The organism is Pseudomonas sp. PAGU 2196, from assembly GCF_022179005.1.
In the GTDB taxonomy this organism is placed as follows: domain Bacteria; phylum Pseudomonadota; class Gammaproteobacteria; order Pseudomonadales; family Pseudomonadaceae; genus Aquipseudomonas; species Aquipseudomonas kermanshahensis.
The window spans coordinates 324,196-347,035 of record NZ_BNTL01000011.1; the positions used below are offsets into that span (position 1 = coordinate 324,196).

Here is a 22,840-nt window from a genome sequence, read left to right on the forward strand (position 1 = left end):
CGAGGCAGGTTTTCCGTCAATTGCACAGCGGTGTGCGCGTGAAAAGTATTTCAGAAGTTGTAGGCCAGCAATTTTCGGGTTTTGCAGTGCCTGGGAGGTCGAGCGCCGCCTGCGCGGCGCTCGGTCTCATAGGCGCCAAAATAATCCAGCCATGCACTAAGCCGTCCGCGCGCTACGCCCAGCCTCCCGCTGCGCCACCAACTCACGAATCCGCGGAATCAGTTCCTGCCCATACTCCACCGCATCGCGCAACTGATCGAACCCGCGGAACAGGAAGGTGCTAACCCCCAGCTCGTAGTACGCCAGCGCCGCCTCAGCCACCTGGTCCGCCGTCCCTACCAGCGACGTCGAGTTGCCCGCACCGCCGCCCAACGCGGCAATCTCGGTCCACAACCGGGTGTCATGCACCTTGCGCTGGCTAGCCAACTGCACCAGGCGCTCTGAGCCGGCGTTGCTCTTGCCGAAGTTCTTCTCGCGGCGGTTGCCCTGGCGGATGCCGATGCGCGTCTGGGCATCGGCCAGAATGCGCTCGGCACGGGCCCAGGCTTGCTCCTCGGTAGCCCCCAGGATCGGCCGCAGCGACAGGCTGAAGCGGATGTGCTTTTCACGCCCATAACGGGCTGCAGCCTTGCGCACCTTGGCAATACGCTCGCGCACCTGCTCCAGCGGTTCGCCCCACATCATGTACACATCGGCATGCTTGGCGGCCACTTCGACGGCTGCATCCGAAGCACCGGAGAAGTAGATGGGCAGTTGCTGCACGGGCTTGACCAGGGTCAGGTTGTCTTCGACCCGGTAGTGCGTGCCGTTATGGTCGAACGGTTCGGTGCGGGTCCAGGTGTCGCGCAGCACCTGCAGGTACTCGTCGGTACGGGCATAGCGGGCGTCCTTGTCGAGGAAGTCGCCGTCGCGCTGCAGGTCGCCGCTGTCGCCGCCGGTGATGACGTTGATCGAGGCGCGACCGCGGCTCAACTGGTCAAGGGTGGCGAACTGGCGAGCGGCGAAGGTCGGGGCCTGAAAGCCCGGGCGGTGCGCGACCAGCAGGCCGATGCGCTCGGTCAGTGCGGCGACGTAGCTGGCCAGGATCAGCGAGTCGGGTGCGCTGGTGTTGACCGCCAGTAGCGCCTTGTCGAAGCCGCCGTACTCCTGGGCCTGGGAAAATGCCTTGATGAAGTCAAGGTCGACCAGCGGGCCACGTGGTGCCTGTGATTCGCTACCTTCCTGGGGGCCGATGAGGCCAATGAATTCGAGGCTCATGGAACAAAACTCCTTGTTGGGGTGGGCTCAGGCAACGGCCGGCTGGGTGCGGCGCTGGGTGTTGCGGTTTTCCGGCACGCTGAGGCCGAAGTTGTCGCGCAGGGTGGTGCCGGTGTACGCGCTGCGCACCAGGCCACGGGCCTGCAGCAGCGGCACCACCTGCTCGGTGAAGGACTGCAGGCCGTCGGGGAGCAGCGCGTTGATGATGAAACCGTCGGCGGCGCCCTGTTCGAACCAGTGCTGCAGGGCATCGGCCACCTGTGCCGGGGTGCCGACGAAGTCGCGGCGTGGGCGCGAGAAGCGCAGCGCCAATTCGCGCAGGGTCAGGCCTTCGTCGCGGGCCAGTTGCTTGAGCTGGTCCGAGGTGCCCTTGTGGCTGTCGTTGCCTAAAGTGCCGAGGTCGGGGAAGGGCGCGTCCAGGTCATGCTGGCTGAAGTCGTAGTCGTTGAAGGGGCGGCCAAGGGCAACCAGTGCGTCCTCGATGCTCACCAGGTCCACGGCCTGCTGGTAGCGCTGCTCGACTTCCTCGGCGTCACGGCCAACGATAGGGCGGATGCCGGGCAGGATGAACAGCGCGTTGGGGTTGCGACCATGGCGTGAGGCGCGTTGCTTGAGGTCTTGGTAATAGGCATGGGCGTCGTCGAACGACTCGGGGCTGACGAAGAGGGCGTCGGCGTTTTGTGCCGCGAAATTGCGACCTTCTTCTGACACGCCAGCCTGGAAGATCAGCGGTTGGCCCTGCGGTGAACGTTGGATGTTCAGCGGGCCCTTGACCTTGAAGAACTCGCCCTGGTGGCCCAAGGTGTGCAGCTTGGGCGGGTCGAAGAACTGCCCGCTTTGTTTGTCACGGGTGAAGGCATCGTCTTCCCACGAGTCCCACAACCCCTTGACCACATCCACGTGCTCGCGAGCGATTCTGTAGCGCACAGCATGGGGCGGGTGTTCGGCCTTGCCGAAATTGTCGGCTGTACCGGAAAGCCACGAAGTGACCACGTTCCAGCCGGCGCGCCCGCCGCTGATCAGGTCCAGCGAGGCGAACTGGCGCGCCACCTGGAACGGCTCGGTGTAGCTGACGGTGACCGTGGCCACCAGGCCGATGTGCTCGGTCACCGCAGCCAACGCCGAGAGGATGGTCAGCGGCTCGAAACGGTTGAGGTAGTGAGGGCTGGAGCGGGCGTGGATGTGCAGGCTGTCGGCGATGAAGGCGAAGTCGAACTTCGCCGCCTCGGCCAACTTCGCCTGCTGTTTGTAGAAACCAAAATTGACGCTGGCATCGGCAAGCGCCTGAGGGTGGCGCCATTCGCCCCAGCCGTGGCCGACGCCATGGATCATGGCGCCCAGGCGGATCTGTCGTTTGCTCATGGGAATACCTGTGGGTTGTGCTGCAAATGGAATCGATACCGCCATGCGTCACTGCGCGCGGGGGCGCCGGTGAAGCAGGGTGGGTGATAGGGAAGGGGCATGCGTGCAAGGCTCCTGGCGTGGTCGTGGTGGACGGCCTCCGCCAGGAATGGGGTCGGTCGGGAGTGACCTTAGCGGGTATGGGATGAGGTTGTGAAAGGCTTTGTGGTTCTATGCTAATTATGGTTTCTGAGTATTTATATGTATTAACAAAATGCAAATAAATAATATTGAGGCTTAAGCTCAGGCTGCGGCTTTGTGCCCAGGGATGGCCGCGATCAGTTCACGGGTATAGTCACTCGTTGGCCGATCGAACACCGCGTCTACCGTACCTTGCTCCACCACCTGCCCTTGGCGCAGCACCAGTACGTGGTCCGCCATGCTCGCCACCACTGCCAGGTCATGGGACACCAGCACATAGGCGATCCCCAGTTCGCGTTGCAATTCATCCAGCAGCGCCAGGATCTGCGCCTGCACCGAGACATCCAGTGCACTGACCGGCTCGTCGAGCAATAGCAACTCGGGTTGCAGGGCCAATGCCCGTGCAATGGCCACGCGCTGGCGCTGGCCACCGGACAGCTCGCGGGGCAGGCGGTCCAGGTAGCTGACGGGCAGGTGCACGCGTTCGATCAGCTCACGGGCCGCCTGTTCCAGCGCGGGGCCTTTGAGCAGGCCGAACGACACCAGGGGCTCGACGATGCTGTCGAACACCGTCAAACGGGGGTCAAGGGCCGCGAACGGGTTTTGCTGGACCAACTGCATGCGCCGGCGCAAGGGCCGAAACGCCCGCCAGCCATGGCCGGTAACGTCTACCTGGTCGAACAGAATGCGGCCTTGGCTGGGCGCCTCCAGGCCAAGCGCGATGCGCAGGGTGGTGCTCTTGCCAGAGCCGGACTCGCCGACGATGGCCAAGGTCTGGCCTGGGTGCACCTGCAGGCTGAGGCCCTGCAGGGCGACGAAGCGGTTGTCCTGGCCCTTTGTCTTCGGCAACTCGAATGTCTTGCCGATACCCTCCAGGCTCAGGATCGGTTGCGTACCTGGCGTCAATGGCACTGGTCGCCGGCGATGGCTAAAGGCGGGCGCTGCCGCAAGCAAGTCACGCGTATAGGGGTGCTGTGGTGCCTGAACGACGAGGCGAGGCGGGCCTTGCTCGACCAGTTCACCCTGTTTCATCACCAGCAAGCGGTCGGCGCGGTCGGTGGCCACGCCCAGGTCATGGGTGATGATCAGCAGCGAGATGCCCCGTTCGGCCACCAGCCGTTGCAGGTGATCGAGGATCTTGCGTTGCACCGTCACGTCCAGCGCGCTGGTGGGTTCGTCAGCGATGATCAGGCGCGGGTTGCCGGCCAGGGCAATGGCGATCAATACCCGTTGACGCATGCCGCCCGACAGTTCGTGCGGGTATTGGCGGGCGCGCAGGGCCGGCTGGTCCAGGCCGACCTGGCCCAGCAGCGCCAGCACATCGGCGTCGATGCTGCGGTAGCGGCGGCCGTGGGCCAGGGCCAGGGCTTCGCCGATCTGCTGGCCAACGCGCAGTGTCGGGTTGAGGCTGACCATCGGGTCCTGGGGCACCAGGCCGAGGGTACGGCCGCGCAGGTGGCGCTTCTGCCGTTCGCTGGCGTGCGCCACGTCGATGCCATCGACCCACAGTTGGCCGCCATCGACTCGGGCAGTGCCCGGCAGCAAGCCAAGCAGCGCGTTGGCCAGGGTCGACTTGCCCGAACCGGACTCGCCGACGATGGCCACGGTCTCGCCCTGGGCCATGGAGAACGACAGGTGTTTGACTGCCTGGGTGGTATGGCCGCCAGCGTGGTAGCTGACGCTGAGGTCGCGCACGGCGATCAGGGGGTGTTGGCTCATCGATGGTGCTCCTCGAAGGTGCGGGCGAGATGGTTGAGGCTGAACACCACGGCGACCACGAACAGGCCCGGTAGCAGCGACACCCACGGGGCAGTGATCAGAAAGTGGCGGCCGTTGGCGATCAGCGTGCCCCATTCTGCTGCCGGGGGCGCCGCGCCAAAGCCGAGGAAGCTCAGGCCGGCAGTGGCCAGGATCGCGGCGCCGAAGTCCAACGTGGCAAGCACCGCGACCGGCCCCCAGGCGTTGGGCAGGATGTGCCGCAGCAAGGTGCGGCACCAACTGGCGCCCCCCAGGCGCGCGGCTTCGACATAGGGCAAGGTCTTGACCCGCAGCACCTCGGCGCGGGTGGTGCGGGCAAAGCCCGGGATGATGCCCACGCCGACGGCGATTGCCACAGGCACCGTACCGAAGCCGATGGCGGTGACAATCGCCAGGGCCAGCAGCAGGCCAGGCAGGGCCAGCAGCACATCGATCACACGCATGAGCGCCGCGTCGACTCGCCCTCCGGCAAACCCCGCCAACACCCCCAAACCAAGGCCACCGGCCAGGGCGATGCCCACCCCCAGCAGTGCCGCTTGCACCGACAGGCTGGCGCCGTACACCACGCGTGTATACAAGTCGCGGCCCAGTTCGTCGGTACCGAACCAGTGCGCGGCACCGGGCGCGGTCAGCTTGGCCGCAGGCGAGGTGGCATAGGGGTCGAAATGGGTCAGCCACTGCGGCACCACGGCGGCGGCCAGCGCAAACAGCACCACCAGCAGCGCCAGGGCGAAACCTGGGCGCGATAACAACGGTGCCACTGCCTGGCCCAAGCGTTGCGCGCGGGTGCGGCGCTTCCAGGGCGTGGCGGGTGCGGCGGCACGGAACGGGCGGGTATCGGTGGTCATGGTCAGGTCACCTTCGTGGCATGCGTGATGCGGGGGTCAAGGTAGGGGTAGAGCAGGTCGACGATCAGGTTGACCAGCACGAAGGCCGCTGCCGATACCACGACGATCGCCAGCACCACCGGGATGTCCTGGCGCAACACCGCTTCCTGGGCCAGCCGACCGACACCGTTGCGCGAGAAGATGGTCTCGACCAGCACGGCGCCGGACACGGTATTGCCCACTTGCAGGCCTACCAGGGTAAGAATCGGCAGGGCCGCGTTGCGCAGCGCGTGCCGGGCCTGCACCTGGGCGCGGCTCAGCCCCTTGGCGAACGCCGTGGCGATGTAGGGCTCGTGCCACACGCCTTGGAAACCGCGTTGCAGCACCTGGGCATAGACTGCGGCGCTGGGGATGGCCAGGGTCACGGCTGGCAGCACCAGGCTGGCGAAGCCTTGGCTGCCGGTGGCCGGGAACCAGCCCAGGCCGAAGGCGAAGACCTGGATCAGCAGCAGCCCCATCCAGAACACCGGCACCGAGAACCCCAGTGAAGGCACGCGCGACAGCGCCACCTTCAGCGGCCGCCATTGCAGGTACGCGGTGAGGTAGGCCAGGCCAATACCCGCCAGCAACGACAGCACGATGGCCAGGCTGGCCAGTGACAAGGTCTGCGGCAGGCGCTCGGCCAGTAGCTCAGTCACCGGCCTGTTCAGCGACAGCGAACGGCCCAGGTCGCCTTGCAGCGCGCGCCACAGCAAGTCGAAGTACTGCTCGAAAATCCCCTGGTCCAGCCCGTAGTAGGCGCGCGCCTTGGCCAGGTCTTCGGGTGACAGGCCGTCGGCCTCCATGCCCGAGGCGCTGAGCATGATCGCCAAGGTGTCCCCTGGCAGCAGGTAGAGGATGAAGTAGGTAATGGTGTAGGCCCCCCACAGCACCAGCAGCGCCTGGCCGATGCGCCCGAGCAGGTAGCGGTTCATGGCTGGGCGACCTGGATATCGCTGAGGAAGGCAAAGCCCTCGGCGGTCCAGCGGAAGTCCTTGACCCTGGGCGCGGTGGCGGCCTGCCAGACACGCTCGTACAACGGGAACGCCGAGGCCTGGTCGATGAGCAGGTCCTGCAGTTGGCCGTAGGCCTGGGCACGCTGAGCGTCGTGGGTGGCGATAATGCCATCGTCGAACAGCGCCTGGGCCTGGGTCAGGGTCTGGGGCTCGTAGGTATTGGTGGCGAGGGTGGCACTGTTGGCGGCGCGCGGGTCGAGGATGGTCTGGAGGATGATCGGGTCGGCGCGGGTCATGTAGGTGGAGGTGAGGTCGTAGTTACCCGACGCATTGCCTGCGACCCATTCGGCGCGGGTCAGTACATTGAGCTTGAGGTCGATGCCCACCTTGCGCAGTTGGTCCTGGATCAGTACGTCGCCAGCGCTTTCGGCCGGCGTTAGGTTGTAGCGCAAGGTCAGGCGCTTGCCATCCTTGTGCCGATAGCCATCATCGCCCTTGCTCCAGCCGGCGGCGTCGAGCAAGCGCTCTGCGCCTTGTGGGTCGTAGGCGAGCTTGACGGCCTGGGCCTTGAAATACGGGGTGGTGATGTCATAAACCCCGGTCACCACGGGGAACTCGGCGTTGTAGACAGTGTGGGCGTAGCTGGTGCGGTCGATGGCTTTCTGCAAGGCCAGGCGTACCTGGCGATCACTCAGCAGCCGGTCGTTGCGGGTGTTGGGGTAAAGGTTCAGCGCCGGGCCTGGCAGCGAGCGACTCTGGATGGTCGCGCCCTTGGCCTGGAACAGCTTCAGGTCGACTTCGGAGAACGGGTTGCGCGGCCAGAGGATGTCGGCCTTGCCCTGCAGGAACAGGCCGTTGCGTACGCTTTCTTCGGGGATGTAGCTGACGTCCACGGCATCCAGGTGGGCCGCGCCGGGGTTTTTCACGTTGGCCGAGGCCCAGGCGTAGTCAGGGCGTTTCACCAGGCGTGCGCCGACTTCCGGGGTGTAGTGCTCGAGTACGAATGGGCCAGTGCCGATGATCTTGCCCAGCGAACGCGCTTGGGCGCTGAGCGCGTAGGACGCGGGCGCCAGGATGGCCAGGTTGGTGGTCGAGGTGGCCTGCAGGAAACCGGCATTGGGGCGGGCAAGCACCAGGCGCACGGTGAAGTCGTCGACCACGTCGGCGTGGTCGTAGCCCGCGAGGTAGGTCGCGCCGAAGGTGGCGGGCAACTGCGTGGCGAAGGCTTTGTTGGTGTCGAAGGCCGTCTTCACGGCGTGGGCGTCGAAGCGCTCGCCGTTGCTGAAGCTGACGTCCTTGCGCAGGTGGAAGGTGTAGGTGAGGGCGTCATCGCTGACTTCCCAGCTTTTCGCCAGCCACGGGATGATGCGGCCGCTGTCCGGGTCCTGGTCGGTGAGCGACTCGGCGACATTGCGCAGCAGCACACGGTGTTCGAGCCAGTAGACCTGGAAGGGGTCGACGCTGACCAGGGTGGTGTTGTCGCCCCAGAAAGCGATGTTGAGGGTTTTGCTGGTGTCTTCGGTGGCGGGGGAGCAGCCGGCGAGGGCCAGCACCAGGGCGCAGGCGCTAAGCAAGTGGCGGGCACGGGGGAGTGGCGGCATGGGGCGTTCCTTCTGATGTAATTGGGTTGCCGGGGCTGGCCTCTTCGCGGGCAAGCCCAAGCAGCAGCGGTCTGCCAGTCAGTCCTGGTAGTCACGCCCCTCACGGTCCAATTGGCGGATCAGCGCATCCCAATGCCGCTGAATCCCTTCGCCAAGCCCGTCGGAAAACCGTTTGGACTGCTCGTGCACCTTGGCAATCGCCGCCGGTGCCGCATGCAGCAGCTGGTCATTGCCGCCGGCCTGCGCCGCCACCTGGATGTTGCACGCCCGCTCCAGCCCATGCAGCTCGCGGAACGCATGCTCGACGCTGACCCCGCCGGTCAGCAGGCCGTGGTTGCGCAGGATCAAGATGTTGCTGTCACCCAGGTTGGCAACCAGGCGCTGTTGCTCGTCCAGGTCCAGGGCGACGCCTTCGTAGTCGTGGTAAACCACCCGGCTGTAGTAGGCCAGCGCGTGCTGGGAGATCGGTAGCAGGCCATCCCGCTGGGCCGACACGGCGGCGCCGTCGCGGGTGTGGGTGTGCAGCACCGCCTTAAGGTCGTGCCGCGCGCGGTGGATGGCGCTGTGGATGACGTAACCGGCCTGGTTGATGCCTAGCCCAAGTGGGTCGTCGATGATCGTGCCGTCGACATCCACCTTGACCAGGTTGGAGGCGGTGATTTCATCGAACAGCAAGCCAAAGGCGTTGATCAGAAAGTGCTCGTCTGGCCCGGGCACCCGCGCCGAAAAGTGCGTGTAGATGTGGTCGGTCCAGCGGAACAATGCCGCCAGGCGATAGGCGGCCGCCAGTTTTACCCGCACCTCCCATTCCTCGGCACTGACCCGCTGGCGAACGGTGTTTGTTTGTGGGGATACGACAGACAATGAACTCATGGTGTGCTCCAGAAGAGAAGGTCAGTAGCCACGCTGGATATCGACCAGGTTGCGCAGCGGCGCCTGCTCGCGATAGCGGGCGAAGTTGTCGAGGAAGGCGTCGAGCAGCGCGGGGTAGCCGTCCTCGGAAATCGCCGACGTGTGCGGCGACAGGAATACGCGGGGGTGGTGGTACAGCGGGTGGCCCGCCGGCAACGGTTCCGGGTCGGTGACATCGAGGCTGGCGCGGCCGATCAGCCCGCTGTCCAGTGCTTCGAGCAAGGCCTGCTGGTCCAGTAGGGCGCCGCGGGCGATGTTGATCAGGTGCAGGCCGGGCTTGGCCTGGGCCAGCACCTGGCGGTCGATTAGGCCACGTGTGGCTGGGGTCAGCGGTGCGGCGATGACCAGGTGATCGCTGCCTGCGAACAGGTGCTGCAGGCGCTCGACGCGCTTGACACCGGGCACTTCGGCAATCGGCTGCCCAGGGCGGTTCAGCGCCAGCACGCGCATGCCGAGCGCGGTGGCCTTGCGCGCCAGGCTCTGGCCAATGCTGCCGAAGCCGAAGATGCCCAACGTGCGGCCGCGCAACGGCGCCAAGGGCGTCAGGCGCCAGTCGGCGTCCTTCACCCACAGCCCCGGCAGTTGCTTGGCGGCGGCAAACACCAGGGCCAGGGCAAACTCTGCGACCTGCTCGGCGTTGGCGCCCTTGCCGCTGGTCACTGGCGGCCCCTGGAATACCCAGTCGGGGTAGAAGTCGATGCCCGACGACACCACCTGCACCCAGCGCAGCGACCAGGGCCAGCCTGGCGGCGGGGTATCTACGCGGTTACCGCGAATATTGATCGGGCGCACGATGAACACATCGGCAGGCACATCCACGTGCAACTGGCCGGGGGCGAGGTCGATGACTTCGTGGTCGGGCAGGTGCTCGCGCAGGTATTGATTGGCCTGGGGGTCAAGCTGGCTGGCAATGATCGAGTGGCTCATGCTGCCACCTCCGCCAGTGCGCTGCGCCCGACTTGGGCCAGCACCACATCGTCCTGGGGCGTGTGGATGCGGCTGCACAGCACGTCACGGTAGTGCCGCTCCAGTGGGTTGCGGCGGGACAGGCCAGGGTTGCCGGCAGCCTCGATGGCCAGCTCGACCGCCTGGATGGCGTTGCGGCTGACCAGGTGTTTGATCTGCCCGGCATGGCGCGGGTCAATGTGGCCGGCGACGGCCGAGTCCAGCAGGCTGCGGTTGGCGAACAGCAGGGTATCGATGCGCCCGACCACGTCCTGGAAGCGCGGCAGGCTCGCCAGCGATGCACCCAGGTTGGAGGGTGCGCGGTTGTTGAGAAACTGCACCAGCCAGTCACGCGCAGCCTGGGCGACGCCGTCGTAGAGTGCCGGCAGCAGCACCGACATCCACAGCAGGCCGGTGCCATCGAGTTCGGGCCGCGGCGCGCTGGCAGGGCTGACACTGACGGCGTGGTCCAGCGGGATCAGCACGTCGTCAAAGCGCACCTCGTGGCTGCAGGTGGCGCGCATGCCCAGGTGGTCCCAGTCTTCGACGATGCAGATGCCGGGCGTGTCCTTGTGCACCAGAAAACCACCGACCAGCGGGTCTTTATCGTCGCTGCGCGCCCACACCAGGTACCAGGTCAGGCCGTAGCTGCCGGTGGAGTAGATTTTGCGCCCAGACAGCCGCCAGCCTGCAGCGGTGCGCCGCGCCACGGTGGCCGGCAGGCCGCCACGGGCCGGCGTGCCCAGTTCGGATTCGACACGAAAGGCATTGATCAGCGCACCGTTGGCCACTGCGTCACGGGCGACCTGCAAGCGCAAGTGCTCGGGCCAGCGCGCTTCGTCCTGCAGGCGAAAGTGCTGCAGGTACTGCATGACCAGGATCAGCGCCGTGGAGGGGTCGCCCTTGCCAACGGCGGCAACCACCTGGCGCGCAGTGGCCAGGTCGGCCCCGCCGCCACCCAGGGCGCGGGGCACGGTCAGGCTCAGCAGGCCGTGGCGGTGAAGCAGGCTGAAGTTGTCGGCGGGGAACTGACCGCTGCGGTCATAGCGCTCGGCATTAGCGGCAAGGGCCTGGGTCAGCTCGGCAAGAGCAGCGGTGGATGGGGGGTGACTCATGGAGTATTCATCCCTGGAACACGGTGGGTTTCTAAGACCGTATTCGTCTGGATGAGCGCTGTAAAAGTCTTTTTGGTTCTATGCTAATTATTTGTTTGTAGAATTTAAAAAATACCTACTATGCAAATTTTTTATTATGTGTGGTCTCCTGCTGTGGGTGCGGCCTGCAGCCTGTTCCCGGCAATCTCACCAAACAGCTCCACCGGCTCCTGCAGGTTGCCCAGATACCGTGGATGGAACAGCCACAAGTCCACCTGCGGTTTGAAATCCGTCACGTTGACCACATCCAGTGCCTCCCGATGGCGGCTGCTCTGCAGCAGCGGCTCGGGCACCAAACCCAGCCCTTGCCCGTTGGCGACCAGGCCCAGTTGCAGGTCGGTGCCAAAGGTTTCCAGGTTGATCGACAGGCTTAGCCCTTGTTCGCTCAAGGCCCGCTGCAGCCCCGCACGAAAACCGCAGCCGTCGGGGTTGAGCACCCAACCGCGGGTGTAACAATCCTTGAGCTTGTAACTGCGCTTGCTGGCGCTGCCCTTGGCGGCCACCACGCGCAGTGGCATACGCGCGATGGAGCGGCTGGTGATGCCCTCAGGGAAGATTTTGCCAGGCGGGAACAGCGCGGCAGCGGCGTCGAGTTCGCCGTTTTCCATGCGTGCGATCAGGCTGCTGCCCCAACCACTGGTGACTTGGGTGCGCAACACCGGGTAGGTGTCGCGAATCTGCGCCAGGGCGTCGAGCAGCACCACGTCCCCCAGGGTTTGCGGCACGCCCAGGCGCAACGTGCCTGACGGGGCGCCGTCATTGGCGACCAATTCACGCAGTGAGTCGATCTCCCGCAGGATCGCCTTGCACTGCTCATACACCCGCAGGCCCATTGGCGTTGGCTTCAGCGGTTTGGTGTTGCGGTCGAGCAGGGTGGCGCCGAGGTCTTTCTCGAAGTTCTGCACGCGACGGGTGATGGCCGGCTGGGTCAGTTGCAGGGCCTCGGCGGCGAGGTTGGTCGACTGGCAACGGATGACCGCCACGAAGGCGTCCATGTCATCGATTTTCATATTCGGCGCTCACATATTGGGGCTGTGGGACATACCTTGGAAGAATAATCCTCATTGTGCGGATTGTCACAGCACCCGATGCATCAGTGCCTTGCCGTCAGGCGCTTTCGCGGGCCACCAGTTCGCAGGCGAGCAGGTTCAACCGTTGCACTTCACCCTCATGCGCGATGACGCCCAGGTGTTGCAGGACGCGCAAGGCTGCCACCTCGCCAATCTCCCGCGAGGGCGGCCGCAACGTAGTCAGGCTGGGCAGCAGCATGTCGGCGAAGGGGTAGTCGCCAAAGCCGACGATCGCCACGTCATCCGGTAGCCGCAGCCCCGCACGTTGGCCAGCCAACACGGCGCCGGCAGCCAGGTTGTCATTGGCAAAGATGATCGCCTCGGGGCGTGGCGTGCGGCGGATCAGCGCCTCCATTGCCTGTTTGCCTGCCTCGAACGGCGCGCAATCGGCGGAGGGCACGAATACCCAGGGTTCAAGACCGGCCTCGGCCAAGGCCTCGATGTACCCGTCACGCCGCTCCAACGCGCTCAAGTCGCCGGCTGCGCTGTTCTGCACGAAGGCGATGCGTCGATGCCCTTTTTCCAGCAAGTAGCGGCACGCCTGCACGCCGACCTGGTGATGCAGAAAACCGACCTGCAACGGCGCCCGCTCGGGGCGGTAATCCCAGATCTCGACCACGGGCACGTCAGCTTCGGCCAGCATCTTTTCAGTCGCCGGGCTGTGGAAATGGCTGGTGACCACCAACGCCGCCGGCGACCAGCCGAGGTATGCACGCACCGCACTCTCTTCCTGTTCTTCGCTGAAGTAGCTGGACGCCAGCAGTAACTGATAGCCATGGCGGCTGAGGGTGTCGCTGAAGGCCTGGATGGTCTGGGCAAAGATCGGCCCCGAGATGTTTGGGATCACCATACCGACAATTCGCCCGCGTGCCGAGGCGAGGCCCCCGGCGACCAGGTTGGGAACGTAGCCCAGCGCTTGCACAGCGGCCTCTATGCGCTCGCGCAGAGGCGGTGAAACCTGCTCAGGCTGGTTGAAGTAACGCGACACGCTGATCGCCGATACGTCTGCCGCGCGCGCCACGTCGGCCAGGGTGGCGCGGCCTGCACCACGGCGCTTTCGGGGGGAATCCTTGGCTTGGCTCACAGGGTCGCCTCATCGGGAAATGGCGCGATGGTAGCGCTAACGCAATGGCGCCTGGCAAATAGCTTTATTGCATATCAATCTGACTTTTAAGTATTTGACGTGCTAAGCAGCGCACTCTGATACTTGCTCATGTTAGCGCTAACAAGCGCTGCTGTTGGCAAGCGCCTGCCACTCGCACGAGCGAGACCAGACAACCACAGCACCCTCCGTGTCGGCCCGTGAACGTGGGCCTGGTCTGGTCCCATAAGGCAGTGAGCAGCATGCAGACAACTCCGTTTCCTACTACACAACGCCGGCCGCTGGCAGCGGCCATTCTGTTGGCCGCGTTCGGCCAGGGCGCCCAAGCCGCCGAACCCGCCGAGAGCGCGCCGCAAGCGACGGCCCTCGGCGCGGTGACGGTCACGGCCACACGCCGAGAAACCAGCCTGCAGGAAGTCCCGGTGGCGGTTTCGGTGATCGATGGCGAGCAGCTCGAGCGTGACAACCGCAACAACGTGGCCAGCATCGTCCAGCAGGTGCCGACACTCAACTACCGGGCAGGCGCCTCGAACAAGGACACCTCGCTGTTCATCCGGGGCGTAGGCACCATTTCGACCTCCCCAGGCGTCGAGCCCACCGTGGCTACCGTGGTCGATGGCGTGGTGTTCGGGCGGCCGGGCCAATCTACCCTCGACCTGCTCGACCTGGAGCGCATCGAAGTGCTGCGTGGCCCGCAGGGCACGTTGTTCGGCAAGAACGCGTCGGCCGGCGTGCTGAACGTGGTCAGCAAGGCCATCCCCGAGCAAACCCGCGGCTACGTGGATTACTCGCACTTTGGCGGTGGCGATGAAAACCGCCTGCGCTTCGGCATTGGCGGGCGTCTCAGCGAACAGTTCAAGGGCTCGCTGAGCACCTTGTGGGGCGATTACGACGGCAATGTCGAAAACGTTGCCAATGGCCACGACGTCAATGGTTACCAGCGCAAAGGTGCCCGCGGCAAGCTGGAATTCGAACCCAACGAAGACCTGCGCCTGACCTTGATCGCTGACTACATGAAAGGTGAAGACACACTCCCCAGCGGTGTGATCACAAGCGCCAGCACAGCATTTGCCAACCAACTGCGCCCGGTCACCCCTAGCGCGCACAACCGCGATATCAACAGTGACTTCAAAACCCACGTCGAAGACGAGAACCAAGGCTTGTCGGCCCAGCTTGATTGGCAGCTGGGTGACTACACCCTGACCTCGATCAGCGCCTGGCGCGGCTGGGACAACACCCAGTACCAGGACGGCGACCGCCGTGCGTTGCTCCCCGTGACCGCGTCCCATGACAAGGGCACGGTGGACTACGACCAGTACAGCCAGGAGTTTCGCCTGACCTCGCCCAAAGGGCAGTTCAACGAGTACGTGCTCGGCGCCTTCTACATGCACGGCACGTCCAACGAAACCTACCAGCGCCTGTCAGTCAACGGCGGCGTGGCCAATACGGGGCGGGCAGATTACTCAACGACCAACGACAGCGTCGCGCTGTTCGGTGAGAACACCTTCAACTTCACCGACGACTTGCGCGCCATCTTCGGCCTGCGCTGGACCCACGACGACCTGGAGTACGACCACCGCCGGGTCTCCAGTTCGGCCACCGCGGTCACCGGCATCCAGCCTTCGACCGCCAGTTCCGGCTCGGTGGACGAGGACGGTTGGAGCGGGCGCACCGGCCTGCAATACGACTTCAACGACAACCTCACCGGCTACGTCACCTATTCGCGTGGCTACAAAGGCCCGGCCTACAACGTGTTCTTCAACATGCAGCCGCGCGACACCGGCGCCCTCAAGCCGGAAACCTCCGACGCTTATGAAGTCGGCCTGAAGAGCACGGCGCTGGACAACCGGCTGACCGCCAACCTGGCGGTGTTCCACACTGACTACGACGACTACCAGGCCAACTTCTTCGACACGGTGGCCAATCAGGTGGTAACGCGCTTGGTCAACGCCGGCAAGGTCAAGACCCAGGGCGTGGAACTGGATGCCAGTTTCCAGGCGACGTCGCAGCTGAAGTTGACCACCGCCGTGGCCTACACCAAGGCCCGTGTCGACCACTTCAACTGCCCGGCAGGGGCCGCGGCCAACTGCAACATCGACGGTGGCCACCTGCCGTTTACCCCGGACTGGAAGACCTACGTACGTGCCGACTACGTGATCCCGCTGGACAACGGCCTGGATGTCGAGCTTTCCAGCGACTACAGCTGGCAGGATTCGGTGCAGTTCAGCCTGGACCAGAACCCAGACACCGTGCAGGGCGCCTACGGCATCTGGAACGCCAGCATTGCCCTGGCCGACTACAACGACGGCTGGCGTGTGGCACTGCTGGGCAAAAACCTGGGTGACAAGTCGTATGCGCAGATGCTGGCCAGCGGTGGCGATTACATCTACCGCTCCGTACCACGCGACGACGGACGCTACTTCGGCGTGCAGTTGCGCAAGGATTTTTGAGTAATCGCCCTCTAGAGCTAAAGCAAAACTTATTGATTTCGCAGGGCCGTGTGGGAGCGGGCTTGCCCCGCGAACACCGGCAAAGCCGGTGCCATGCACCGCGGGGGACCATTCGCGGGGCAAGCCCGCTCCCACAGTCTCCAATGTCCTACCACAGGGGTATGCAAACCCCATCAAGGAGATCGACATGAGCCGTCAACTGAGCCTGGGCGCCTTCCTCATGGCCACCGGGCACCACGTGGCCGCCTGGCGCCACCCGGACGTACCGGCCGACCCCATGGACTTCAGCAGCTACCGCCGCGCCGCGCAGATCGCCGAAGCGGCCTGTTTCGACGCGTTGTTCGTTGCCGACAGCGTTGCCGCGCCTACCGACGCCCTGGCCAGCCACAGTGCACGCTCCACCTACTTCGAACCACTTACCCTGTTGTCGGCGTTAAGTGCCGTTACCGAGCGCATCGGCCTGATCGCCACCGCCACCACCAGCTACAACGAGCCGTACCACGTAGCACGCAAGTTCGCCTCGCTCGATCACCTGTCCGGCGGCCGCGCTGGCTGGAACCTGGTCACCTCGGACGCGGCGGCCGAAGCGGGCAACTTCGGCCGCCAGGTGCATATCCCACATGCTGAGCGTTACGCCCGAGCCCGGGAGTTTCAGCAGGTGGTACAGGGCCTGTGGGACAGCTGGGCTGACGACGCCTTCGTGCACGACAAGGCCGGTGGGCTGTTCCACCGTCCTGATGGGGTGCGTGCCCTGGATCACGCAGGCGAGCACTTTCGCGTGAAAGGCCCGCTGAACGTCGCCCGCTCGCCCCAGGGGCGGCCGGTGCTGGTTCAGGCGGGCTCCTCGGAAACCGGCCGCGAGCTGGCCGCGCAGAGTGCCGAGGTGGTGTTTACCGCGCAACCTAGCCTGGCCCGCGCCCAGGCGTTCTACGCCGAGCTCAAGGGCCGGCTGGCCGCTTACGGGCGGGGCGAGGATTCGCTGAAGATCATGCCTGGCGTGTTTGTGGTGGTTGGGCATAGCCAGGCTGAAGCCGAAGAGAAGTACCAGCAGTTTCAGGAACTGGTCGACCCGCGCGTCGGGGTTGGTTTGCTCGGGCGCATGCTCGGCAATTTTGACCTTTCCGGTTACCCTCTCGACGGCCCGCTGCCCGAACTGCCGCCCACCGAAGATGGCCAGCGCAGCCGCCAGCAACTGCTCACCGAACTTGCCGGCAACGAGCAACTGACACTCGCCCAGCTTGGCCGGCGCATCGCCGGTGGGCGAGGGCACTACAGCCTGGTCGGCACCCCGGCCCACATCGCCGATGAACTGCAGGCCTGGTTCGAGGGCCGTGCCGCCGATGGCTTCAATGTGCTGGTGCCGCACCTGCCCCTGGGGCTGGAGGATTTCGCCAACCTAGTCGTGCCCGAGCTGCAGCGCCGCGGGCTGTTCCGCCGTCAGTACCAAGGCCGCACCCTGCGTGAACACCTGGGGCTGCAGCGCCCTGCCAATCCTTTCTTTACCGAACGAGGTCAACCATGAGCTACGCCGCCCACCCCGAGCGCTACGCGCGCATGCCTTATCGCCGTGTCGGCCGCAGTGGCCTGGTGTTGCCGGCCCTGTCCCTGGGCCTGTGGCACAACTTTGGTGATGCGACGCCTATCGATACCCAACGCGCGTTGCTGCGCACCGCATTCGATGCGGGTATCAACCACTTCGACCTGGCCAACAACTACGGCCCGCCCTATGGCAGCGCCGAGACCAACTTCGGCCGGCTGCTGCGTGAAGACCTGCGCAGCTACCGCGACGAACTGATCATCTCGAGCAAGGCCGGTTGGGACATGTGGCCGGGGCCGTACGGGCAGGGCGGCAGTTCGCGCAAGTACCTGATCAGCAGCCTCGACCAGAGCCTGCAGCGCCTGGGCCTGGACTACGTCGACATCTTCTATTCACACCGTTTCGATGCCGATACGCCGCTGGAAGAAACTGCCATTGCCCTGGCCGACATCGTCCGTCAGGGCAAGGCGCTGTATGTCGGCATTTCGTCCTACTCGGCGGGCAAGACGGCTGAGATTGCGGCGCTGCTGGCCGAGTTGAAGGTGCCGCTGCTGATCCACCAGCCTTCGTACAACCTGTTCAACCGTTGGATCGAGCGTGACCTGCTGGCCACCACTGAGGCGCTCGGGGCCGGGGTGGTCGTGTTCACGGCGCTGGCCCAAGGCCTGCTCAGCGACAAGTACCTGAACGGCATTCCCGCCGATGCCCGCGTCAACCGCGCCGGCGGTGGCTCGTTGCTGCCCCAGCATCTGTCGCCAGACAACATTGCCCGCGCCCGCGCCCTCAATGAAATCGCCCGGGGGCGAGGCCAGAGCTTGGCGCAACTGGCCCTGGCCTGGACCTTGCGCGACCCGCGCGTGAGTTCGGCGCTGATTGGTGCAAGCCGGCCCGAGCAAATTATCGAGAACGTGGCCGCACTCGATAACTTGGTGTTCAGCCCCGAGGAGTTAGCGGCCATCGACCAGTACGCCGTGGAAGGCGGAATCAACCTATGGGAAAAACCCTCGACCGACTGGAAGGAGTGACCCATGCGTGTGCTACGCCTTGCCGTCCTGTTACTGCTGAGCTTGGCCGGTGCTGCCCAGGCGGCAGACCCTGCGACGTTGCGCATTGGCTATCAAAAGGGCTCGATCAGCCTGGTCCTGGCCAAGCAGCATCGCCTTCTGGAGCAGCGCTTTACCCATACCCAGGTTGAGTGGATCGAGTTTCCGGCCGGCCCGCAAATGCTAGAAGCCTTGAACATTGGCAGCCTCGACATCGGTTCGACCGGTGATATTCCGCCGATCTTCGCCCAAGCAGCCGGTGCCGACCTGCTGTACATCGGCGCTGAACCGCCCAAGCCGCAGGCTGAGGTGATTCTGGTACCGAAAGACAGCCCGGTGGCCAGCGTCGGCGACCTCAAGGGTAAGCGGGTTGCCCTGCAGAAAGGTTCGAGTGCGCACAACCTGTTGCTGCGCAGCCTGGCCAAGGCCGGGTTGAGCATCCGCGATGTGCAGCCGGTGTACCTGGCGCCTGCCGATGCGCGTGCGGCGTTCGAGCGCGGCAGCGTGGACGCCTGGGCGATCTGGGACCCGTTCTATTCGGCCATCGACCTGGAAGGCAAGGCACGGCTGTTGGCCGATGGCCAAGGGCTGGGCTTGATCGGGCCTTTCATGCTGGGGGCGCGTGAGTACGTCGAGGCTAACGGGGCGTTTGTCGGTCAGCTACTGGATGCGATCAGCCAGGCCGAGGCGCTCACGCGCAGTGATGAAGCCGGGAGCATCCAGTTGCTCGCACAGTTCATGGGCTTGCCGGAGGCGGTGGTGCGGCGCAGCTTCAGCCATCGGCCGGCGTCGCCGGTGATACCGGTGAGCGATGAGATCGTGGCAGCGCAGCAGCGCACGGCGGAGCTGTTTTTCCAAAACAAGGTGCTGCCCAAGCGGGTGGATATTGCCGGGGCGGTGTGGCGACGGAACTGAGCCAACGCAACGTTCGGCTTTCATTGCCCTGTGTAGGAGCAGCCTTGTGCTGCGAAGAGGCCGGTGTTGCCACACTATTTCTATGAGCCTTGCCGGCCTCTTCGCAGCACAAGGCTGCTCCTCAGGGGGGATTTCGGCGGTATTTGGGGTCAACCCTGGGCAAACGCCAACAACTTCTCGCCATCCAGCCGATATTTAACCCACTCAGCCTGCGCTTCGGCCCCCAGCGACTGGTAGAACCCGATCGCAGGTTCGTTCCAGTCCAGCACACTCCATTCCAGGCGCCCGCAGCCGTTCTCCACGGCCTCCCGGGCAATGTGCCGCAGCAATGTGCGCCCGGCACCATCGCCGCGCTGCTCGGGCGTGACGTACAGGTCTTCCAGATAAATCCCGTTACGCCCCAGCCACGTCGAATAACTGTAGAAATACACGGCAAAACCGATCGCCTGGCCATCCCGCTCGCAGATCAGGCTGTGCACTGTACTGCCCTCGTCGAACAGGCTGCGCTCGATATCGGCAACCGAGGCGATCACCTCGTGGCGCGCACGTTCGTAGTCGGCAAGCTCAGTGATGAAGGCAAGAATCTGCGTGGCGTCGGTACGCACCGCGGGGCGGATAGTGAGGCTCATGGGGCGGGCTTCCTTGAACGGGATGAGATCGGTACAGTATTTGTATCTATTTAATTTAGCAAAACTGTACCGGTCGCAAGGCAGGGCGACTCCGTTAGTGTGACAGCACCAATAATGATTGTGGAATGCCTGCCATGCTTGCCTCTGCCGACCTGCTCACAGCTTTCGTGCTGTTTGCCTTCGTATCCTCCATCACCCCGGGGCCGAACAACACCATGCTGCTGGCCTCGGGTGTGAACTTCGGCGTGCGTCGCTCGATCCCGCACGCCATGGGCATCAGCATTGGCTTCATGGTCATGGTGCTGGCCGTCGGTTTGGGCCTGGGCGAGGTGTTCAAGGCTTGGCCGCCGTTGTACACCGTGCTGCGTTACACCGGCGCGGCCTACTTGCTGTACCTGGCGTGGAAAATCGCGACCTCGGGGCCAATCGGCACGGATTCGGCCAAGGCCCGCAAGCCGTTGGGGTTCTGGGGCGCCGCCGCGTTCCAGTGGGTCAACCCCAAGGCCTGGGTGATGGCGGTGGGGGCCATCACTACCTATACACCGGCCCAGGGCTACGTGATGAACGTGGTCGTCATCGCCGCGCTGTTCGCCTTGGTCAACCTGCCTAGCGTCGGGGTCTGGGTCATGTTTGGCAGCGCTTTGCGCAACCTGTTGCAGAACCCGCGCTGGCTGATGCTGTTCAATGTCCTGATGGCCTTGCTGCTGGTGATTTCACTCTACCCGCTGCTGTTTGTAGAATCGGCGTTTTCATAGACCGATGAGTACAGCAAGCCGATGCAGTTGATCCCCTGGTCACACCTATGCCCCGAAGGCTTCACCTTGCGCGGGTGGCGCACACCCGCCAGTGGCAAGCCTTTGCTGCATTTTCTGCACGGCAACGGCTTCTGCTGCCTGGCGTACCAGCCGTTGCTGATGCGCCTGGGCGAGCATTTCGACCTGTGGCTGTGCGATGTGCAAGGCCACGGCGACAGCGACCATGGCGGCGTGTTTCGCGGGTGGAACCGCACTGCTGAATTGGCGGTGGAGGCGTTCGAAAGCGGGCGTGGCGAGTATGGCGAGGTGCCGCGCTTTGCCCTCGGGCACAGCTTTGGTGGCGTGCTCACGGGGCTGATCCTGGCCAGCGCACCCACGCTGTTCGAGCGGGCCGTACTGCTTGACCCGGTGCTGTTCAGCCGCCGTATGATCGGTGTGATGGGCGCGGCTGCGCTGGTCGGCCTGCATCAACGCCATGCCTTGGCGCGCAAGGCGGCCAACCGCCGCAGCCATTGGCCTGATCGTGAGGCGGCACTGGCCTCGCTGCAGGGGCGCGGCATTTTCAAAGGCTGGACCGATGCGGCAATGCTGGCCTATGTGGAGCATGCCATTGGCGATTGTGGCGAGGCGGTAGTGCTCAAGTGCCGGCCAAGCCGCGAGGTGGAAATTTTCAGTTCGTTCCCCAAGCGCATGTGGGCAAACCTGGCCGCGATCCACACCCCGACGCGGGTGCTGTATGGCGAACAGACCTATCCCTTCGTGCCGCACTCGGTCAAACGCCTGGCGGCGCTGAACCCCAACGTGAGCGCGCGGCAGGTCGCCGGTGGGCACTGCTTCATGCAGGAGGACCCGGCCATGGCCGCCGAGCAGGTGTTGGCCTTCCTGCAACCGTGACGTTGTCGTTCCATAGGTGAGACGATGCATGCCATTTAAGCTGCCTACCGGCTTATTGGCATCATTGGTAAGGTGATCCCAGCCAAGAGAGGAGACTTCTCATGAAAAAAATTCTGGGTATTCACCGCAGCCCCCACGCCCACTGGGTAGGCGATGGCTTTCCGGTGCGCAGCCTGTTCACCTACGACGACCTGGCCCGCCAGATCAGCCCGTTCTTGCTGCTGGACTACGCCGGCCCCCACGACTTCACCCCTACACGTGATCGACGCGGCGTCGGCCAGCACCCGCACCGTGGTTTCGAAACGGTGACCATCGTCTACCAAGGCGAGCTCGAACACCGCGATTCCACGGGGGCCGGTGGCTTGATCGGCCCAGGCGACGTGCAATGGATGACGGCGGCCAATGGCATTGTCCATGAAGAATTCCATTCGCCGGCATTCGCCCGCACGGGTGGCACACTCGAAATGGTCCAGCTGTGGGTCAACCTGCCCGCGCGTGACAAGCGCGCCGCGGCGGGTTACCAGACGTTGCTTGCCACGGATATCCCAGTGGTGGCGCTGGATGACCAGCGTGGCAGCCTGCGGGTGATCGCGGGTGAATTCCAAGGCCACCAAGGCCCTGCGCGGACCTTTACCGCGATGGATGTCTGGGATTTGCGCCTGAATGCTCAAGCGACCTTGCAACTGCCCGTAGCCGCAGGGCGCAACGCCGCCTTGGTGGTGCTGCGCGGGACTGTGCGGGTCAACGGTGAACGGGAAGCCGGGCCCGCCAGCCTGGTACTGCTTGAGCGTGGTGGTGAGGACATTGTGCTCGAGGCGCTGGAAGGCGCCAGTGTGCTGCTGCTCAGCGGTGAGCCGATCGATGAGCCGATCGTTGGCTATGGCCCATTCGTGATGAACAGCCAGGCAGAAATCGCTGAGTCGTTCGACGACTTCCATGCCGGCCGGTTCGGGCAGATGCAGGCCGAGGGCAGCTGAGACCGCTCGTCGTCAACTCTGTGCAGCCGATCGAACAGTCCTGGCTGGCCTGCGATCTTCCACTAAGGTGCTAGATGATCCCGCGCACCATCATTGCTCCGGCGCATGGACGGCCGCCTGAGCATGCGCAATATCAATTGGCACCATGCCTGGCAAAGGCGTACCTAAACAACAGGCCATCCAGTACAGAGAGGGTCGTACAATGTCGTTGATAGGCGTTTCAATGCTAGAGATGCGGCAGATGATCGAGCAAGCCTGCCTGCCTGATCGCTGCGAGGTCAGTTGCGCAGATGGCGTCCACCTGACCATCCGCCTGGGCCAGGGGCAGCGCCTCGAAGCGGGCGTTACCCTGACAGGCGTTGCGCTGCAGGACCTCAACAGTTGCCGCGACGTGGTGAACCTGGTTTCGCAGCTGCATGCGCTGCGTGACAAGCCGACCACGCCAATAAGGGCGATTGCCTGAGCCTGCACCTTGTG

20 protein-coding genes are annotated in these 22,840 nt (G+C 64.5%); 8 read left to right on the forward strand and 12 right to left on the reverse strand.

From position 1 onward, the window contains the following. Positions 1 to 156: 156 nt before the first annotated feature. The 11 genes from MFF34_RS11735 to MFF34_RS11785 form a co-directional block, all read right to left on the reverse strand. Positions 157 to 1,257: an LLM class flavin-dependent oxidoreductase gene (locus MFF34_RS11735; protein WP_238213803.1), complete on the reverse strand. Its 1,101-nt coding sequence runs from the start codon at positions 1,255 to 1,257 to the stop codon at positions 157 to 159. Positions 1,258 to 1,284: 27 nt separating this feature from the next. Next, a complete protein-coding gene (locus MFF34_RS11740) occupies positions 1,285 to 2,619 on the reverse strand; it encodes an LLM class flavin-dependent oxidoreductase (RefSeq protein ID WP_238213805.1) in 1,335 nt (444 codons plus the stop codon). A gap of 282 nt (positions 2,620 to 2,901) precedes the next feature. After that, positions 2,902 to 4,518 carry an ABC transporter ATP-binding protein gene (locus MFF34_RS11745; protein WP_238213807.1) on the reverse strand — a complete coding sequence of 539 codons (1,617 nt, stop codon included), beginning with the start codon at positions 4,516 to 4,518 and terminating at the stop codon, positions 2,902 to 2,904. Further along, positions 4,515 to 5,405 carry an ABC transporter permease gene (locus MFF34_RS11750; protein WP_238213810.1) on the reverse strand — a complete coding sequence of 297 codons (891 nt, stop codon included), beginning with the start codon at positions 5,403 to 5,405 and terminating at the stop codon, positions 4,515 to 4,517. Before MFF34_RS11750 ends, MFF34_RS11745 begins: the two co-directional genes overlap by 4 nt. 2 nt (positions 5,406 to 5,407) lie before the next feature. Next, positions 5,408 to 6,358 carry an ABC transporter permease gene (locus tag MFF34_RS11755; protein ID WP_238213812.1) on the reverse strand — a complete coding sequence of 317 codons (951 nt, stop codon included), beginning with the start codon at positions 6,356 to 6,358 and terminating at the stop codon, positions 5,408 to 5,410. Further along, positions 6,355 to 7,980 carry an ABC transporter substrate-binding protein gene (locus MFF34_RS11760; RefSeq protein WP_238213814.1) on the reverse strand — a complete coding sequence of 542 codons (1,626 nt, stop codon included), beginning with the start codon at positions 7,978 to 7,980 and terminating at the stop codon, positions 6,355 to 6,357. The genes MFF34_RS11755 and MFF34_RS11760 overlap by 4 nt, the downstream gene beginning before the upstream one ends. Positions 7,981 to 8,058: 78 nt before the next feature. Then, positions 8,059 to 8,853 carry a class II aldolase/adducin family protein gene (locus MFF34_RS11765; protein ID WP_027593380.1) on the reverse strand — a complete coding sequence of 265 codons (795 nt, stop codon included), beginning with the start codon at positions 8,851 to 8,853 and terminating at the stop codon, positions 8,059 to 8,061. A 21-nt stretch (positions 8,854 to 8,874) separates the two neighbouring features. Further along, positions 8,875 to 9,819 (reverse strand): D-isomer specific 2-hydroxyacid dehydrogenase family protein, encoded by a 945-nt coding sequence (locus MFF34_RS11770; protein WP_238213823.1) that lies wholly within the window; start codon positions 9,817 to 9,819, stop codon positions 8,875 to 8,877. After that, complete coding sequence (locus tag MFF34_RS11775) at positions 9,816 to 10,952, reverse strand: acyl-CoA dehydrogenase family protein (RefSeq protein ID WP_238213825.1); 1,137 nt, start codon at positions 10,950 to 10,952, stop codon at positions 9,816 to 9,818. Before MFF34_RS11775 ends, MFF34_RS11770 begins: the two co-directional genes overlap by 4 nt. A gap of 134 nt (positions 10,953 to 11,086) precedes the next feature. Continuing rightward, entirely contained in the window at positions 11,087 to 12,001 is a 915-nt protein-coding gene (locus tag MFF34_RS11780; protein WP_238213827.1) for a LysR family transcriptional regulator, read from the reverse strand. 97 nt (positions 12,002 to 12,098) lie between these two features. Beyond that, positions 12,099 to 13,145, reverse strand: coding sequence for a LacI family DNA-binding transcriptional regulator (locus MFF34_RS11785; protein ID WP_238213830.1), 1,047 nt, complete (start codon positions 13,143 to 13,145; stop codon positions 12,099 to 12,101). Positions 13,146 to 13,405: 260 nt separating this feature from the next. Between MFF34_RS11785 and MFF34_RS11790 the strand changes: the two genes are divergently transcribed. From MFF34_RS11790 to MFF34_RS11805, 4 genes are all read left to right on the forward strand, one after another. Then, the gene (locus MFF34_RS11790; protein WP_238213838.1) at positions 13,406 to 15,613 is read left to right on the forward strand and encodes a TonB-dependent receptor; all 2,208 of its coding nucleotides are present in this window, start codon (positions 13,406 to 13,408) and stop codon (positions 15,611 to 15,613) included. A 187-nt stretch (positions 15,614 to 15,800) separates the two neighbouring features. Beyond that, positions 15,801 to 17,135, forward strand: coding sequence for an LLM class flavin-dependent oxidoreductase (locus MFF34_RS11795; protein WP_238213840.1), 1,335 nt, complete (start codon positions 15,801 to 15,803; stop codon positions 17,133 to 17,135). Beyond that, the gene (mgrA, locus tag MFF34_RS11800) at positions 17,132 to 18,175 is read left to right on the forward strand and encodes an L-glyceraldehyde 3-phosphate reductase (RefSeq protein WP_238213842.1); all 1,044 of its coding nucleotides are present in this window, start codon (positions 17,132 to 17,134) and stop codon (positions 18,173 to 18,175) included. The genes MFF34_RS11795 and mgrA overlap by 4 nt, the downstream gene beginning before the upstream one ends. Before the next feature lie 3 nt (positions 18,176 to 18,178). Further along, positions 18,179 to 19,108 carry an aliphatic sulfonate ABC transporter substrate-binding protein gene (locus MFF34_RS11805; RefSeq protein ID WP_238213851.1) on the forward strand — a complete coding sequence of 310 codons (930 nt, stop codon included), beginning with the start codon at positions 18,179 to 18,181 and terminating at the stop codon, positions 19,106 to 19,108. 149 nt (positions 19,109 to 19,257) lie between these two features. On the opposite strand, the gene MFF34_RS11810 is transcribed toward MFF34_RS11805, so the two are convergent. After that, complete coding sequence (locus MFF34_RS11810; protein ID WP_238213853.1) at positions 19,258 to 19,737, reverse strand: GNAT family N-acetyltransferase; 480 nt, start codon at positions 19,735 to 19,737, stop codon at positions 19,258 to 19,260. Between the two features lie 125 nt (positions 19,738 to 19,862). Between MFF34_RS11810 and MFF34_RS11815 the strand changes: the two genes are divergently transcribed. The 4 genes from MFF34_RS11815 to MFF34_RS11830 all read left to right on the forward strand — a co-directional run bounded on the left by MFF34_RS11815 (position 19,863) and on the right by MFF34_RS11830 (position 22,826). Continuing rightward, positions 19,863 to 20,492 carry a LysE family translocator gene (locus MFF34_RS11815; RefSeq protein WP_238213856.1) on the forward strand — a complete coding sequence of 210 codons (630 nt, stop codon included), beginning with the start codon at positions 19,863 to 19,865 and terminating at the stop codon, positions 20,490 to 20,492. Positions 20,493 to 20,513: 21 nt separating this feature from the next. After that, complete coding sequence (locus tag MFF34_RS11820) at positions 20,514 to 21,386, forward strand: alpha/beta fold hydrolase (protein ID WP_099429241.1); 873 nt, start codon at positions 20,514 to 20,516, stop codon at positions 21,384 to 21,386. Positions 21,387 to 21,487: 101 nt separating this feature from the next. Further along, positions 21,488 to 22,363 carry a pirin family protein gene (locus MFF34_RS11825; protein ID WP_027593368.1) on the forward strand — a complete coding sequence of 292 codons (876 nt, stop codon included), beginning with the start codon at positions 21,488 to 21,490 and terminating at the stop codon, positions 22,361 to 22,363. Positions 22,364 to 22,565: 202 nt separating this feature from the next. Next, on the forward strand, positions 22,566 to 22,826 hold the full coding sequence (locus tag MFF34_RS11830; RefSeq protein ID WP_238213870.1) for a DUF1652 domain-containing protein: 261 nt from the start codon (positions 22,566 to 22,568) through the stop codon (positions 22,824 to 22,826). The last annotated feature ends 14 nt before the right edge of the window (positions 22,827 to 22,840 follow it).

Coding starts and splice junctions, on each gene's coding strand:
- MFF34_RS11735 (WP_238213803.1), bottom strand. CDS start 1,257: ATGAGCCTCGAATTCATTGGCCTCATCGGCCCCCAGGAAGGTAGCGAA.
- MFF34_RS11790 (WP_238213838.1), top strand. CDS start 13,406: ATGCAGACAACTCCGTTTCCTACTACACAACGCCGGCCGCTGGCAGCG.
- MFF34_RS11770 (WP_238213823.1), bottom strand. CDS start 9,819: ATGAGCCACTCGATCATTGCCAGCCAGCTTGACCCCCAGGCCAATCAA.
- MFF34_RS11810 (WP_238213853.1), bottom strand. CDS start 19,737: ATGAGCCTCACTATCCGCCCCGCGGTGCGTACCGACGCCACGCAGATT.
- MFF34_RS11795 (WP_238213840.1), top strand. CDS start 15,801: ATGAGCCGTCAACTGAGCCTGGGCGCCTTCCTCATGGCCACCGGGCAC.
- MFF34_RS11740 (WP_238213805.1), bottom strand. CDS start 2,619: ATGAGCAAACGACAGATCCGCCTGGGCGCCATGATCCATGGCGTCGGC.
- MFF34_RS11755 (WP_238213812.1), bottom strand. CDS start 6,358: ATGAACCGCTACCTGCTCGGGCGCATCGGCCAGGCGCTGCTGGTGCTG.
- mgrA (WP_238213842.1), top strand. CDS start 17,132: ATGAGCTACGCCGCCCACCCCGAGCGCTACGCGCGCATGCCTTATCGC.
- MFF34_RS11820 (WP_099429241.1), top strand. CDS start 20,514: ATGCAGTTGATCCCCTGGTCACACCTATGCCCCGAAGGCTTCACCTTG.
- MFF34_RS11805 (WP_238213851.1), top strand. CDS start 18,179: ATGCGTGTGCTACGCCTTGCCGTCCTGTTACTGCTGAGCTTGGCCGGT.
- MFF34_RS11825 (WP_027593368.1), top strand. CDS start 21,488: ATGAAAAAAATTCTGGGTATTCACCGCAGCCCCCACGCCCACTGGGTA.
- MFF34_RS11745 (WP_238213807.1), bottom strand. CDS start 4,518: ATGAGCCAACACCCCCTGATCGCCGTGCGCGACCTCAGCGTCAGCTAC.
- MFF34_RS11780 (WP_238213827.1), bottom strand. CDS start 12,001: ATGAAAATCGATGACATGGACGCCTTCGTGGCGGTCATCCGTTGCCAG.
- MFF34_RS11830 (WP_238213870.1), top strand. CDS start 22,566: ATGTCGTTGATAGGCGTTTCAATGCTAGAGATGCGGCAGATGATCGAG.
- MFF34_RS11765 (WP_027593380.1), bottom strand. CDS start 8,853: ATGAGTTCATTGTCTGTCGTATCCCCACAAACAAACACCGTTCGCCAG.
- MFF34_RS11760 (WP_238213814.1), bottom strand. CDS start 7,980: ATGCCGCCACTCCCCCGTGCCCGCCACTTGCTTAGCGCCTGCGCCCTG.
- MFF34_RS11775 (WP_238213825.1), bottom strand. CDS start 10,952: ATGAGTCACCCCCCATCCACCGCTGCTCTTGCCGAGCTGACCCAGGCC.
- MFF34_RS11750 (WP_238213810.1), bottom strand. CDS start 5,405: ATGACCACCGATACCCGCCCGTTCCGTGCCGCCGCACCCGCCACGCCC.
- MFF34_RS11815 (WP_238213856.1), top strand. CDS start 19,863: ATGCCTGCCATGCTTGCCTCTGCCGACCTGCTCACAGCTTTCGTGCTG.